The organism is Flavobacterium sp., assembly GCF_050696275.1.
Taxonomy (GTDB): domain Bacteria; phylum Bacteroidota; class Bacteroidia; order Flavobacteriales; family Flavobacteriaceae; genus Flavobacterium.
Genome location: NZ_JBOGUT010000024.1, coordinates 13214 through 25885, shown reverse-complemented (window position 1 = coordinate 25885; position 12672 = coordinate 13214). Strand labels below are relative to the sequence as shown.

At 35.8% G+C, this 12672-nt stretch carries 14 protein-coding genes and 1 pseudogene; 9 read left to right on the top strand and 6 right to left on the bottom strand.

Annotated features, from left to right (window positions below; translation table 11 throughout):
• The first annotated feature begins 52 nt into the window (after nucleotides 1-52).
• Together ACRDEC_RS12455 and ACRDEC_RS12450 are read left to right on the top strand one after the other, a co-directional pair.
• Nucleotides 53-742, top strand: coding sequence for an HAD family hydrolase (locus tag ACRDEC_RS12455; protein ID WP_431498682.1), 690 nt, complete (start codon nucleotides 53-55; stop codon nucleotides 740-742).
• Nucleotides 739-1368, top strand: coding sequence for a CatA-like O-acetyltransferase (locus ACRDEC_RS12450; RefSeq protein WP_431498681.1), 630 nt, complete (start codon nucleotides 739-741; stop codon nucleotides 1366-1368). Before ACRDEC_RS12455 ends, ACRDEC_RS12450 begins: the two co-directional genes overlap by 4 nt.
• 120 nt (nucleotides 1369-1488) lie before the next feature.
• On the opposite strand, the pseudogene ACRDEC_RS12445 reads toward ACRDEC_RS12450, so the two are convergent.
• Nucleotides 1489-1641, bottom strand: a pseudogene (locus tag ACRDEC_RS12445) (hypothetical protein); the annotation flags it as partial.
• A 208-nt stretch (nucleotides 1642-1849) separates the two neighbouring features.
• On the opposite strand from ACRDEC_RS12445, the gene ACRDEC_RS12440 reads away from it, so the two are divergent.
• The 4 genes from ACRDEC_RS12440 (at nucleotide 1850) to ACRDEC_RS12425 (ending at nucleotide 4767) form a co-directional block, all read left to right on the top strand.
• Nucleotides 1850-2260, top strand: a complete 411-nt coding sequence (locus ACRDEC_RS12440) for a BrxA/BrxB family bacilliredoxin (protein WP_431498680.1) — start codon at nucleotides 1850-1852, stop codon at nucleotides 2258-2260.
• Between the two features lie 84 nt (nucleotides 2261-2344).
• Nucleotides 2345-3079, top strand: coding sequence for a lysophospholipid acyltransferase family protein (locus ACRDEC_RS12435; protein WP_431498679.1), 735 nt, complete (start codon nucleotides 2345-2347; stop codon nucleotides 3077-3079).
• 4 nt (nucleotides 3080-3083) lie between these two features.
• Nucleotides 3084-4073: an acyl-ACP desaturase gene (locus ACRDEC_RS12430; RefSeq protein ID WP_431498678.1), complete on the top strand. Its 990-nt coding sequence runs from the start codon at nucleotides 3084-3086 to the stop codon at nucleotides 4071-4073.
• Between the two features lie 49 nt (nucleotides 4074-4122).
• Entirely contained in the window at nucleotides 4123-4767 is a 645-nt protein-coding gene (locus ACRDEC_RS12425; RefSeq protein ID WP_431498677.1) for an HD domain-containing protein, read from the top strand.
• A 34-nt stretch (nucleotides 4768-4801) separates the two neighbouring features.
• Here the strand turns inward: ACRDEC_RS12425 and ACRDEC_RS12420 are convergent, their stop codons facing one another.
• From ACRDEC_RS12420 to ACRDEC_RS12400, 5 genes are read right to left on the bottom strand one after another with little or no spacing between them, the layout of a single operon-like run.
• A complete protein-coding gene (locus ACRDEC_RS12420; protein WP_431498676.1) occupies nucleotides 4802-5584 on the bottom strand; it encodes an enoyl-CoA hydratase/isomerase family protein in 783 nt (260 codons plus the stop codon).
• A gap of 11 nt (nucleotides 5585-5595) precedes the next feature.
• On the bottom strand, nucleotides 5596-7071 hold the full coding sequence (locus ACRDEC_RS12415) for a sensor histidine kinase (RefSeq protein ID WP_431498675.1): 1476 nt from the start codon (nucleotides 7069-7071) through the stop codon (nucleotides 5596-5598).
• Complete coding sequence (locus tag ACRDEC_RS12410) at nucleotides 7068-7625, bottom strand: CopD family protein (RefSeq protein WP_431498674.1); 558 nt, start codon at nucleotides 7623-7625, stop codon at nucleotides 7068-7070. The genes ACRDEC_RS12415 and ACRDEC_RS12410 overlap by 4 nt, the downstream gene beginning before the upstream one ends.
• A 2-nt stretch (nucleotides 7626-7627) precedes the next feature.
• Complete coding sequence (gene hemH, locus ACRDEC_RS12405; protein WP_431498673.1) at nucleotides 7628-8644, bottom strand: ferrochelatase; 1017 nt, start codon at nucleotides 8642-8644, stop codon at nucleotides 7628-7630.
• Nucleotides 8645-8691: 47 nt separating this feature from the next.
• Complete coding sequence (locus tag ACRDEC_RS12400; protein WP_431498672.1) at nucleotides 8692-9564, bottom strand: helix-turn-helix domain-containing protein; 873 nt, start codon at nucleotides 9562-9564, stop codon at nucleotides 8692-8694.
• A 228-nt stretch (nucleotides 9565-9792) separates the two neighbouring features.
• On the opposite strand from ACRDEC_RS12400, the gene hemA reads away from it, so the two are divergent.
• Genes hemA through ACRDEC_RS12385 form a run of 3 tightly spaced genes read left to right on the top strand, consistent with a single transcriptional unit; the run spans nucleotide 9793 to nucleotide 12637 of the window.
• Nucleotides 9793-11046 (top strand): glutamyl-tRNA reductase, encoded by a 1254-nt coding sequence (gene hemA, locus ACRDEC_RS12395; protein ID WP_431498671.1) that lies wholly within the window; start codon nucleotides 9793-9795, stop codon nucleotides 11044-11046.
• A complete protein-coding gene (hemC, locus tag ACRDEC_RS12390; RefSeq protein ID WP_431498670.1) occupies nucleotides 11046-11969 on the top strand; it encodes a hydroxymethylbilane synthase in 924 nt (307 codons plus the stop codon). The genes hemA and hemC overlap by 1 nt, the downstream gene beginning before the upstream one ends.
• Nucleotides 11969-12637: a uroporphyrinogen-III synthase gene (locus ACRDEC_RS12385; RefSeq protein WP_431498669.1), complete on the top strand. Its 669-nt coding sequence runs from the start codon at nucleotides 11969-11971 to the stop codon at nucleotides 12635-12637. Before hemC ends, ACRDEC_RS12385 begins: the two co-directional genes overlap by 1 nt.
• The last annotated feature ends 35 nt before the right edge of the window (nucleotides 12638-12672 follow it).

Below are 12672 nucleotides of genomic sequence, written 5' to 3'. Positions count from 1 at the left end.
ATTATTTTTGAATATAAATCTTTTCCTTTTTCAGATCAATTCAACAGAAAAAATGAATCTAAAAGTTATTGCTTTCGATGCTGACGATACCTTATTCGTCAACGAACCTTATTTCGAAGAAACCGAGAAAAAATTCTGCGGCCTGATGGAAGACTATCTATCCCATCAGGGATTATCACAGGAATTACTAAGGATTGAAATTCAAAATCTGCCCTTGTACGGTTACGGGATCAAAGGATATATCCTTTCCATGATTGAAGCGGCGATGAAAATATCAAACCAAACCATTTCAATCGAAATCATTGAAAAAATCATTGCATACGGGAAAGAATTACTCGAAAAACCCATTGAATTATTAGACGGGGTCGAAGAAACGCTCAAAACCTTACATGGGAAGTACAAGCTTGTTGTGGCTACAAAAGGTGATTTGAAAGACCAGCAAAGCAAATTGCACCGTTCCGGTTTGGGGCCTTATTTTCACCATATTGAAGTCATGTCTGACAAACAGGAAATCGATTATCAAAAATTAGTGCGCCGTTTGGACATTGAACCTGAGGAATTTTTTATGATTGGAAATTCGTTAAAATCTGATGTTCTGCCAGTTCTTGGAATTGGCGGTCATGCGGTTCATATTCCGTTTCACACCACTTGGGCGCATGAAAGAATTGACCATAAAGTGATTCATCCGAATTTTAGAACTTTAGAAAAGATTACAGACATTTTACCTTTATTACTATCTTGAGAACAAAATTAGACCTTGAAAAATGGAATCGGAAAGAACATTTTCTTTTTTTCAAACAAATGGAAGAACCTTTTTTTGGGATTACCACTGTCATCGATTGTACCAAAGCGTATGCAAAAGCCAAAGAATCGGAAATTTCTTTTTTTACTTATTATTTACATACAACATTAGCTGCGGCCAATGCCATTGAAAATTTCAGGTATCGGATTGTTGGTGAAGAAGTGTTTGTTTACGACCGGATTGATGCTTCGGCTACAATTATGAGAGAGGATAAAACTTTCGGGTTTTCATTAATCCCATTTTCTTCGGATATAACTGTTTTCGCGGAAAGTACTTCGACCGAAATTGAACGCATTCAAAACACGACCGGACTTATTACCAGAGATTTTGACATTAATTTAATTCATTTTTCATCATTGCCTTGGGTAAATTTCACCTCATTGTCACATGCCAGAAGCTTTACATTTTCTGACAGTTGTCCTAAAATTTCATTTGGAAAAATGATGGAAGAAAACGGCAAAAAAACAATGTCAATGTCTGTTCATGTGCATCATGGTTTGATGGACGGATATCATGTGGGTCAGTTTGTAACGTGTTTTCAGGAATTGATGGATCGCGAAAACTAATCGTATTCCCTTCCTTTATATTGAAGGAAATTTTTGAATGCTTCTTTTCTGTTTCATTCACAATCACACTGCTCGTTTTAACTTCTTTCAGTGCATTGATATTAATTTGGTACCATATACTTAATTAAAAGTACCAGTTACCAAGTCTTCGGTACCAGATATTAAATGATTAGTACCACATACTTTTTGAAAAGTACCACTTACCAAATCATCAGTACCAGCTATAAAATGATTAGTACCACTTACTAAGTCTTCGGTACCAGTTACTAAATGATTAGTACCACATGTTTTTTAAAAAGTACCACTTACTAAATCATTGGTACCATATATAAATAGGAAAGTACCGCTTGTTGCATCATTGGTACCATAAAAACAGGTTTATGACAGCTTTAAATGAGTACGTTAAAATACTATTAATACAAATACTAAACTTTAATCTATCTTTGTAACTTTGCATCACAAAACATTAGAAATTAAAATTATGTATCCAGAAGAAATGGTTAAACCAATGCGTGCTGAACTGTCAGATGCAGGTTTTCAAGATTTATATAGCGCTGAAGCAGTAGAAAGTGCCATCGCAAAAGAAGGAACAACATTAGTAGTGGTAAATTCAGTTTGCGGTTGTGCAGCAAGAAATGCACGCCCGGGAGCAAAAATGAGTTTAGATGGTTCTAAAAAACCTGATCACTTAGTGGCTGTTTTTGCCGGTGTTGATAAAGAAGCTGTTGATGCTGCGCGCCAGCACATGTTCCCTTTTCCTCCATCATCGCCAAGTATGGCTTTGTTCAAAAACGGAGAATTGGTACACATGTTAGAACGTCATCATATTGAAGGTCGTCCGGCAGAATTAATTGCGGAAAACCTTAAAGATGCTTTCAACGAATTTTGCTAATTTTAGAAAGTCCAAACAGAAGCCACGTTTTTTTGCGTGGTTTTTTTATTTAATGCCTTATCTTTGTATCAAATACCACTATAAATGCAAAAAATAATTTCATACCCAATATCGGTAGTTTACTATCTCGCATTTGGATTATGTTTGTTGATTTTTCATCCGATACAATGGGTTTGTTTGAATATATTCGGTTATCAGGCACACAAGAAAAGTGTGGATTATCTGAATTTTTTTCTTGGAAAGTGCACCAATATTTTAGGTACTACTTACCGTTTTGAAAATAGGGATTTGATTCCGAAAGACGTACCTGTTATTTTTGTGGCCAATCATCAGAGTTTGTATGATATTGTTGGTATTATTTGGTATTTAAGACGTTCTCACCCGAAGTTTGTCAGTAAAAAAGAACTTGGAGAAGGTATTCCGAGTGTTTCTTATAATTTGCGACATGGCGGATCTGTCCTTATAGACAGAAAAGATCCTAAGCAAGCTTTGCCGGCGATAAAAGGTTTGGGAGAATATATTGAAAAAAACAAACGTTCCGCGGTGATTTTTCCGGAAGGGACGCGAAGTAAAAACGGAGTTCCGAAACAGTTTTCGGAAAGCGGATTAAAAATTTTGTGCAAGTATGCCCCATCGGCTTATATTGTGCCTATTTCTATAAACAACTCTTGGAAAATGGTTCGTTTCGGACCATTCCCAATGGGTTTAGGTAATAAATTACGATTCACCATTCACGAACCGATAGCGGTGAAAAACTATTCATTCTCTGAAATAATGGAAAAGACTGAAAATGCAGTGGTTCAAGGAATAAAAAATTAAAATTATGTCAACACAAAACGTACGTCTGGAAGTGATGCAACTTTTGGAAAAAAACATTGATACTTTCGTGGAGAACTATCTGATTCCTGTGGAGAAAATCTGGCAGCCATCTGACTTGTTACCTGATTCCGAAAAAGATACTTTTTTTGAAGACGTAAAAGAATTGAGAGAAATAGCTAAAGAATTACCTTATGATTTTTGGGTAGTTTTAGTAGGCGATACTATTACGGAAGAAGCTTTGCCAACCTACGAATCCTGGTTAATGGATGTGGAAGGTGTTTCGCAAAAACCGGACAACGGATGGTCAAAATGGCTTCGTCACTGGACCGGTGAAGAAAACCGCCACGGTGACTTGTTAAACAAATACCTTTATTTATCAGGCCGCGTGAATATGCGTGAGGTGGAAATCACAACACAGTATTTAATCAACGACGGTTTTGATCCCGGAACCGATAGAGACCCTTACAAAAATTTTGTGTTCACCAGTTTTCAGGAATTAGCTACTTACATTTCACACAACCGTGTAGCGCAGTTGGCTAAAAAATTCGGAGATCATAAATTATCTAAAATATGCCGCTTAATTGCCGGAGACGAAATGCGTCACCATCATGCTTATTCTGAATTTGTAGATCGTATTTTTAAAGTAGATCCAAGCGAAATGATGTTGTCTTTTCAATACATGATGAAGCAAAAAATCACAATGCCTGCCCATTTGATCAGAGAATCCGGTGAAAGCATCGGACTGGCATTTGAGAAATTTTCAGAATCAGCACAACGAATTGGTGTTTATACTGCAATGGATTATGTTGAGATTTTGCAAAAATTGATTGAACGTTGGGAAATTGATAAGATTACAAGTCTTACTGACGAAGCTGAAAAAGCACGTGACTATCTGATGAAATTACCGTCAAGAATGTCTAGGGTTGCAGAACGCCTTATCGTTCCGAGTGAAGAAAAATTATTCAAATGGGTACAACCCGCTTTAGTAAAATAAAATACAAAATCCTTTCCCAACCGAAAGGATTTTTTTAACCTCAGCCACGATGACATTAATAGACAATTCCATATTTTTTGTAAAAAAACAATTAGAAAACGCCGAAGGAGGCCATGATTGGTTTCATATTGAACGTGTTTATAAAAATGCCCTTTTAATTGCAGAAGGGGAAGACTGTGATTTGACCGTTGTAAAATTAGGAGCTTTGCTTCATGATATCGCCGACAGTAAATTTCACAATGGAGATGAAACGGTTGGCCCGAAGACCGCCAGACTGTTTTTAGAAAGCCAGCAGGTAGAGGAAGCAATCATACAGCATGTGATTGCTATTATTGAAAATATTTCGTTTAAAGGCGGAAACTTCGAAAAGAAATTCAGTTCAAAAGAATTGGAAATCGTTCAGGATGCAGATAGATTGGATGCGATTGGGGCGATTGGAATTGCCCGGGCATTTAATTATGGCGGATTCAAAAACAGGGCATTATTTAATCCTGAAATCAAACCGAACAAGAACATGAGTAAGGAGGAGTATAAGAAAAATAATTCCCCTACTCTTAATCATTTCTACGAAAAGCTTTTGCTTCTAAAAGACAAAATGAATACGGAAACCGGAAAGAAAATTGCCTTGGAAAGACATCAGTACATGGAAGATTTTCTATCTCAGTTTTATGCCGAATGGGACGGTAAGAAATAAAAAAAGAGAGCAATTAAGCTCTCTTTTTTATGTTTTAATTTCCTGTAAATTCTGCTTTTCTCTTTTCTAAAAAAGCAGTTGTTCCTTCTTTAAAATCCTGGGTTGCGAAACATTCGCCAAAGGTCCTGATTTCGGTATGGTAACCGTCTACTCCTTCTTTAAATCCTGCATTTATTGCTTCAATTGCTTTAGAGATAGCCACAGGTGAATTTTTCATGATTTTGTTTGCCAGCTGGTTATACGTTGCATACAAATCAGCTTGTGGTACGATATGATTTACTAATCCGGTTCTGTGTGCTTCTTCAGCAGTAATCATTCCGGCTGTCATAATCATTTCCATTGCGCGTCCTTTTCCAACTAATTGAGCCAAACGCTGTGTTCCTCCATAACCTGGAATTACGCCTAAAGAAGTTTCCGGCAATCCCATTTTAGCGTTATCGGATGCAATTCTGAAGTGACAGGACATTGCCAATTCTAATCCGCCTCCAAGAGCAAATCCATTAATTGCTGCAATGACCGGAGTTTTCATGTTTTCGACAAAATCGAATAATAATTCCTGCCCTTTTGCGGCTAATAAAGCTCCTTCTTTTGCTGAAAAGTGAGCAAACTCCGAAATATCAGCTCCTGCCACAAATGCTTTTTCGCCGCTTCCGGTAATAATAATCACTTTTACTTCCGGATTGGCATCAATCATTTTTAACGTTTCGTGCAGTTCCTGAATCGTAGCTTTGTTTAAAGCGTTTAATTTTTCAGGACGGTTGATAAAAATGGTGGCAATCCCTTTTTCATGCTCTAAAATTATATTTTCTAATGCCATAGTCTGTTGTTTTATTTGTTTATTATTGGTAAAGAAACCTTAAAAATAGTTCCTTTTTTTATTTTAGATTCAAAAGTAATTGTTCCATTGTAATTTTCAATGATATTTTTGATAATCGCTAGTCCTAATCCCATACCGCTGGATTTTGTGGTGAATTTCGGTTCAAAAATCCTGTCAAAATCTTCTTTTGCTATTCCTTTTCCGTTGTCTTTAACCAAAATTATAGCATTATTTGCTTCTTTCTTAACAATGACTTTAATGTTTTTTTCCAGTTGTTCTTCCGGAATGGCCTGAATCGCATTTTTAACCAGATTCGTTATGATCCTAATGAGTTGAGTCCGGTCAATTTTGGTTATAATTTCATTTGTTTCCGAAGAAAAATGGATACATTCCTCATTGAAAATATCCAATGCCAACTGTACCACATCGACCACATTTAAGGTTTCATTTTGCTGAGCCGGCATCGAAGCAAAATTTGAAAATGCCGAAGCCACCGCACTCATGGTGTCTATTTGCTGAATAAGTGTTTTGGAATAATCGTTGAGTTTCTGATTGACACCAGGATCATTAGGATCAAATTTCCTCTGAAAACTCTGCACAGTCAATCGCATTGGAGTAAGTGGATTTTTAATCTCATGAGCTACTTGTTTTGCCATTTCCCGCCAGGCTTCTTCCCTTTCGCTTTGCGCTAATTTATTAGCACTTTCTTCCAACTCGTCAATCATATTATTGTAGGATTGCACTAGTCTGTCAATTTCGTAACTGTTGCTGACCAGTTCGATTTTTTTGTTCTTCTCTGTTAAACTTGTTTCTGTTAATCTGTTTGAAATGGTCTCCAGTGATTTTGTAATATACCTTGATAAGTAGTACGCCAGCAAGATTGAAATTCCAAACATTCCGAAATAAACAATCGCAAAAATGGATAAGAAGTTCTGTAATTCGTTTTTATAGAATGAATCATCTTCCGGGTAAGGTAAATTGATAATTCCGATGGGTTTCCCTTCAACATAATCCAAGAGATAACTATAGGAGGAACGGAATGTTTTTCCTTGGATTTCGGTAAGGCTTACAAATCTTTTTTCTTTGGAAAATTTAACCTTATCAATAATATCCATAGGTAAATTTGGCGAAATCTGGCCCTTCATAATAGGTGCTTTCGAATTGATTAATAATCTTCCGTTTAAATCATAAATACTGATTTCAAGATTATGAATATTTGCAATTTCAAATATTTTATACCTAAATATGGCTGGAATATTTTGTGTGATTAAGGGGTGCGGCGTGGTAGCCATGACATAATTAATATGCTCTTTTATCTGGTATTCTTTGTGATCCAGTCTTTCCTGGTGGTAAACCTGACTTTCATTTTTAAATTGTATAATAGACACCGAAGCAATCAGTATCGAGGCAATAAGCGTGATGAAAATCATCGATAGAAAGATTCTAACCCTGAGTGACCAATGTTTTATTGAAAAAATACTATTCATCTATTGCTTTTTTCACGGATTCTTTTGTAAAATTTATAGCCCAGCATAATCAAAACAGAGAATAAAATAATGCCAATCACACCGAAAATCCAATTGAAGGCATTTTTTAAAATCACCAGAAAAACAACTGCAAAAAGAATGATTGTCGCCCCTTCGTTCCAGAGTCTGAAAAACCCAGAGGTATGCTTCACTTCATCGCGCTGCAATTGCTTAAAAATCTGATGGCATTTTAAATGATACAAATACAGCACAAAAACAAAGCCAAGTTTTATATGCATCCACGGCATGTGCAGCCAAGAGTTTCCCAAGGTAGTTCCAAACAGCATTAAAAAAGCAAAGATACTTGCTAAAACGGCGCTTGGCCATGTAATGATATACCACAGACGATACGACATTAACTGATACTGCTTGATTAAAATACTTTGCTCCGGCTCTGGTTTTGCTTTAGCTTCAGCATGATAAACAAACAGCCTGACAATATAAAAAAGCCCGGCAAACCAAGTAATAACAAAAATTAAATGCAATGATTTCAGGTAATCGTAGTAGGCATCCATAATTATTTTTTAGACCAATCGTTAATCCAATTACTCATTGTCTGTACCCATTCGTCGCTGTCGTTTAAGCACGGAATAGCTAAGAAGTTTTCACCACCGTATTCTTTAAACTGATGGTTGGCTTCCATGGCAATTTCTTCTAATGTTTCCAAACAATCTGCCACAAATGCAGGTGTAACAACAGCCAGATTTTTAATCCCTTTTTCAGGCATTTTGTTAATTTCGATATCTGTATAAGGCTCCAGCCATTTATCCCCAGCCAATCTCGATTGGAAAGTCTGACTGTATTTTTCTTTTGGAATTCCTAAAATCTCCACCACCTGCTTTGTAGTTTCATAACACTGATGACGGTAACAGAACTCATGTGCCGGTGAAGGTGTATTACAACAGGAACCGTCAATTTTACAATGCGATTTAGTTACATCCGTTTTACGGACATGACGCTCCGGGATTCCATGGTATGAAAACAATAAGTGGTCGTATTCAAACCCATTCAAATGCTTTTTAATCGAATCTGCCAGATTTTGGATATAGTCTTTTTTGTTGTAAAATGCCGGTACAATCGTAAATTTCATTTCCGGAAAGTGCTTCTTGCGCAGTTCTTCGGCTAAAACTAAAATCGTTGTCGTAGATGCCATGGCATGTTGCGGGTACAACGGGAAAAGCAATACTTCAGTTACTCCTTTATCATGCAATTCACGTAATCCTGATAAAATAGTTGGTTCTCCGTAACGCATCGCCAGCGATACAGGAATGTTTGTCAGCTGCTGTACTTTCTGATGTGTTCTTTTAGATAAAACAATAAGTGGCGATCCTTCTTCCCACCATATTTTTTTATAGGCTGCCGCAGAATTTTCCGGTCTTTTTCTCAGAATAATACCCCGAACCAGCAAAGCTCTCAATAAAAACGGAACGTCTATCACGTATTTGTCCATTAAAAACTCATCTAAATAAGGCTTTACGTCTTTAGCGTCTGGGCTTTTTGGCGAACCTAAATTAACTAATAATACTCCTTTCATTATTGCTTGGTATTTTATAAAAGTAACAAATCTTTATTTTAATTTTTTTAAGTATTTGGATTGATTGACATCAAATATTTCTTCGGTGTTGTGGCAAATTTTTTCTTGAAAGCCGTAATAAAGTGACTTCCTGTGCTGTACCCTATTTTCAATCCCACTTCATTTACATTATACGATCCGCTGTCTAATAATTTTCGGGCATATTCCATTTTATGGTCAAACAAGAAACCGTAAACCGTATCTCCGTAAATTTGTTTGAAACCCATTTTAAGCTTTTTCAGATTCAATCCCACCTGATCTGCCAATTCCTGTAATCCGGGTGGTTCTGCCATGTTGGCGATAATGATTTCTTTGGCTTTTTTTATTTTTAATACATTTTCTTCATCTATTAAAAACGGGCATTGTTCTGCATTTGGGTCTTCAGAACGATTAAAAAACAAGCTCAGCAATTCGTAACCTTTCCCTTTATAGTATAAATTTTTGATTGATGGATTCAGATTGTAGTGAAACATCTGGTTTAAAACAATCGCCATTGACGGACTGATGTTTTCCTCACCATAATATTTTTTGTCGCGGTTAGCATCACTCAAAAAGGGCACATGCTCCACATCGGCAGAGAATAATCCGTGGAATTTTTTTATGGAAACCAAAATTGAGATTACCCAGGATTTTGGTTCCAGCTTAAGATTTAAAGGCAATTCCTTTTCCGGATTATAAAACAACAATGATTTTTCTTCTTTCAAATCCAAGGTATAATTTCCTTGATTGAAAATAAACTTCGCGTTTCCTTTTAATCCGAAATGAAATTGGATTAATCCAGTTTTTACCTGTCGTTCAACACTCAATATTTCGTCTGAATCATTTTGAAACCGTATCAAAATAAAATCTTCTTCAATTTTAATCTCTTCTTGAGAACCCATAGCGGTATTTTTTCGTATATACTTTTAAGTCACATGAAAAATATTATTTAGAATTATTCTAAACAAATGTTTACTAAAGCATTGATTTTAGTGCAAATTTAAAATAATTTACGTTGCAAAGCTGTTTTTGGTTTAAAATATCTCTGAGCGATATAAAAAGTCCCTCCAGCGTTATTTTTATACTGGCGTTAGTGATAATTTTGTCAAACTTCTTGAAAAGTAAACTACATGGAAAATAATAACTTATCAAAACATCAGACTTTTTACGCTATTGGATTAAGTTACAAAAAAGCTGATGCCGAAGTTAGGGGGAAATTCAGTTTAAGTGATGTTGCTAAAGCCAATCTTTTACTTCAGGCAAAAGAAGAAGCAATAGATAACCTAATTGTAACTTCCACTTGCAACAGGACCGAAATTTACGGTTTTGCTCAACATCCATTCCAATTGATCAAATTACTTTGCGAAAACAGTCAGGGAACTATTGAAGAGTTTCAGAAAGTAGCGCATATCTATAAAAATTACGAAGCGATTTCACACTTATTCAAAGTTGGAACTGGTCTTGACAGTCAAATTTTGGGCGATTTTGAAATCATCTCACAAATAAAAACCAGCTTTGCTCAATCAAAGTCATTAGGATTGGCCAATGCTTTTATGGAAAGATTGGTAAATGCTGTCATTCAGGCGAGCAAAAAAATAAAAACCGACACTGAAATTTCTTCTGGAGCCACTTCTGTTTCTTTTGCTTCTGTGCAATACATCATGAAAAATGTAGAAAACATTGGAGAAAAAAACATTCTGCTTTTCGGAACTGGAAAAATCGGAAGAAATACTTGTGAAAATTTAGTAAAACATTCTAAAAACGAGCACATAACCTTAATTAACAGAACCAAAGACAAGGCAGAAAAATTGGCCGGAAAATTGAATCTGATTGTTAAGGACTATGCAGATTTACAAACTGAAGTTCAAAAGGCCGATGTTTTAGTTGTTGCCACCGGAGCACAAAATCCTACAATTGACAAGGCAATTTTAAATTTAAAGAAACCTATTTTAATTTTGGATTTATCTATTCCGAAAAATGTGCATGAAAATGTACAAGAATTGGAAAACGTGACATTGGTTCATTTAGATGATTTATCGCAAATTACCGATGAAACTTTAGAAAACAGAAAACTGCACATTCCGGCAGCTGAAATTATTATTGAAGAAATAAAAGACGAATTTATTACTTGGATGAATGGCAGAAAATATGCGCCAACCATTCATGCACTAAAAGCGAAACTGAACAACATCAAAGAAACAGAACTTAATTTTCAACGAAAAAAATTATCCAATTTCGATGAAGAACAAGCAGAACTTATCAGTAATCGTATCATTCAAAAAATAACCAATCATTTTGCCAATCACCTCAAAGATGACAGCACAATGGTTGACGAAAGTATAGATTGGATTGAAAGAGTTTTTCAGATAGAACCCATCAAATAATGTCAAGAACAATCCGCATTGGAACCCGCGACAGCGAACTTGCCCTTTGGCAGGCACACACCGTTGAAAAGCAACTCAACGATTTAGGTTATAAAACCGAAATTATTGCTGTAAAATCAACAGGTGACATCATTCTAGACAAACCTTTATATGAGTTAGGAATTACTGGGATTTTTACCAAAACATTAGATGTCGCCATGATTTCAGGGCAAATAGACATTGCCGTTCACTCCATGAAAGATGTTCCAACAGCCTTACCAAAAGGTATTGTACAAGCGGCTGTTCTTAAAAGAGCAAATGTTCTGGATATTTTGGTTCACAAAGGCAACTTGGATTTTTTAAACAGCGAAGGGACTATTGCCACAGGAAGTTTACGCCGTCAGGCACAATGGCTAAATAAATACCCTAATCACAAAGTAGTCGATTTGCGCGGAAATGTAAATACCCGTATGCAAAAATTGAAAGACAATGATTGGAGCGGAGCTGTTTTTGCTGCCGCAGGTTTAGAACGAATCAATTTAAAACCAGCCACTTTTACTGACCTGGATTGGATGATTCCAGCACCGGCACAAGGAGCCATGATGGTAGTTTCCATGGAAAACGATGCGTTTTCCCAAGAAGCATTATACCATCTTAACGATATTGAAACTGAAGTCTGTACACACATTGAACGCCAGTTTTTAAGAACCCTTGAAGGTGGTTGCACAGCGCCAATAGGTGCTATTGCCAATCATAATGAACACGATGATACTATTTCATTCAAAGGAATTCTTTTATCCATTGACGGAAAAGAAAAAATTGAAATTGAAAAATCAGTTCCTTTAACCGAATGGAAAAAATTAGGTTATACTATGGCACAGGAAATCCTGACCAATGGCGGCTCCGAATTAATGACAAAAATTAAAAAAACACTGCAGAAATAATGCAAAATCAAATTCGCATATTATCAACAAAAAAACTTTTGAGCAATCAGAAGCAATATTTATTGAATGCGGATTTTAATGTCATTGAAGCTGATTTTATTAAAACCCATAATAAAAATTTCGAACTGAATCACATTAACGAAAGTCTGATTTTTACAAGCCAAAATGCTGTCTTAAGCGTTTTAGAACATGAGAAAGTCGATCAATTGAAATCAAAAAATGTGTTTTGCGTTGGTTTGAAAACCAAAGATTTACTAGAAAAAAACGGGTTCAATGTAATGGCTTATACCGGTTACGCACAAGATTTAGCAGAAATTATTGCTTTAGTGTATTCGGACGAAAGTTATACTTTTTTTAGTGGCAACTTACGCCGTGATGCGTTACCTGATGCGTTAAAACAAGCACATATCAAATTCAACGAAATTACGATTTACGAAACCATCTTAACGCCACAAAAAATAAATTCTAAAGTAGATGGAATCTTGTTTTTCAGCCCTTCTGCAGTAGAAAGTTTTTTGGAAGAAAATAAAATCAAAGACGAAATCTGCATTTGTATCGGTACAACCACCGCAGATACTTTGGAAATAAATAAAATTAAAAACATTGTGATTGCCAATCAGCCTACCGTTGAAAATACAATCATTCAATGTATCAACGAATTTAAATAAACTTTGCAACGCTGAAACTTCAGTCCTTTGCAACT

What these genes read in the sequence shown, in the direction of transcription:
- ACRDEC_RS12455 (WP_431498682.1), top strand. Translation starts at nt 53, where the DNA reads ATGAATCTAAAAGTTATTGCTTTCGATGCTGACGATACCTTATTCGTC.
- ACRDEC_RS12440 (WP_431498680.1), top strand. Translation starts at nt 1,850, where the DNA reads ATGTATCCAGAAGAAATGGTTAAACCAATGCGTGCTGAACTGTCAGAT.
- ACRDEC_RS12435 (WP_431498679.1), top strand. Translation starts at nt 2,345, where the DNA reads ATGCAAAAAATAATTTCATACCCAATATCGGTAGTTTACTATCTCGCA.
- ACRDEC_RS12430 (WP_431498678.1), top strand. Translation starts at nt 3,084, where the DNA reads ATGTCAACACAAAACGTACGTCTGGAAGTGATGCAACTTTTGGAAAAA.
- ACRDEC_RS12425 (WP_431498677.1), top strand. Translation starts at nt 4,123, where the DNA reads ATGACATTAATAGACAATTCCATATTTTTTGTAAAAAAACAATTAGAA.
- ACRDEC_RS12420 (WP_431498676.1), bottom strand. Translation starts at nt 5,584, where the DNA reads ATGGCATTAGAAAATATAATTTTAGAGCATGAAAAAGGGATTGCCACC.
- ACRDEC_RS12415 (WP_431498675.1), bottom strand. Translation starts at nt 7,071, where the DNA reads ATGAATAGTATTTTTTCAATAAAACATTGGTCACTCAGGGTTAGAATC.
- ACRDEC_RS12410 (WP_431498674.1), bottom strand. Translation starts at nt 7,625, where the DNA reads ATGGATGCCTACTACGATTACCTGAAATCATTGCATTTAATTTTTGTT.
- hemH (WP_431498673.1), bottom strand. Translation starts at nt 8,644, where the DNA reads ATGAAAGGAGTATTATTAGTTAATTTAGGTTCGCCAAAAAGCCCAGAC.
- ACRDEC_RS12400 (WP_431498672.1), bottom strand. Translation starts at nt 9,564, where the DNA reads ATGGGTTCTCAAGAAGAGATTAAAATTGAAGAAGATTTTATTTTGATA.
- hemA (WP_431498671.1), top strand. Translation starts at nt 9,793, where the DNA reads ATGGAAAATAATAACTTATCAAAACATCAGACTTTTTACGCTATTGGA.
- hemC (WP_431498670.1), top strand. Translation starts at nt 11,046, where the DNA reads ATGTCAAGAACAATCCGCATTGGAACCCGCGACAGCGAACTTGCCCTT.
- ACRDEC_RS12385 (WP_431498669.1), top strand. Translation starts at nt 11,969, where the DNA reads ATGCAAAATCAAATTCGCATATTATCAACAAAAAAACTTTTGAGCAAT.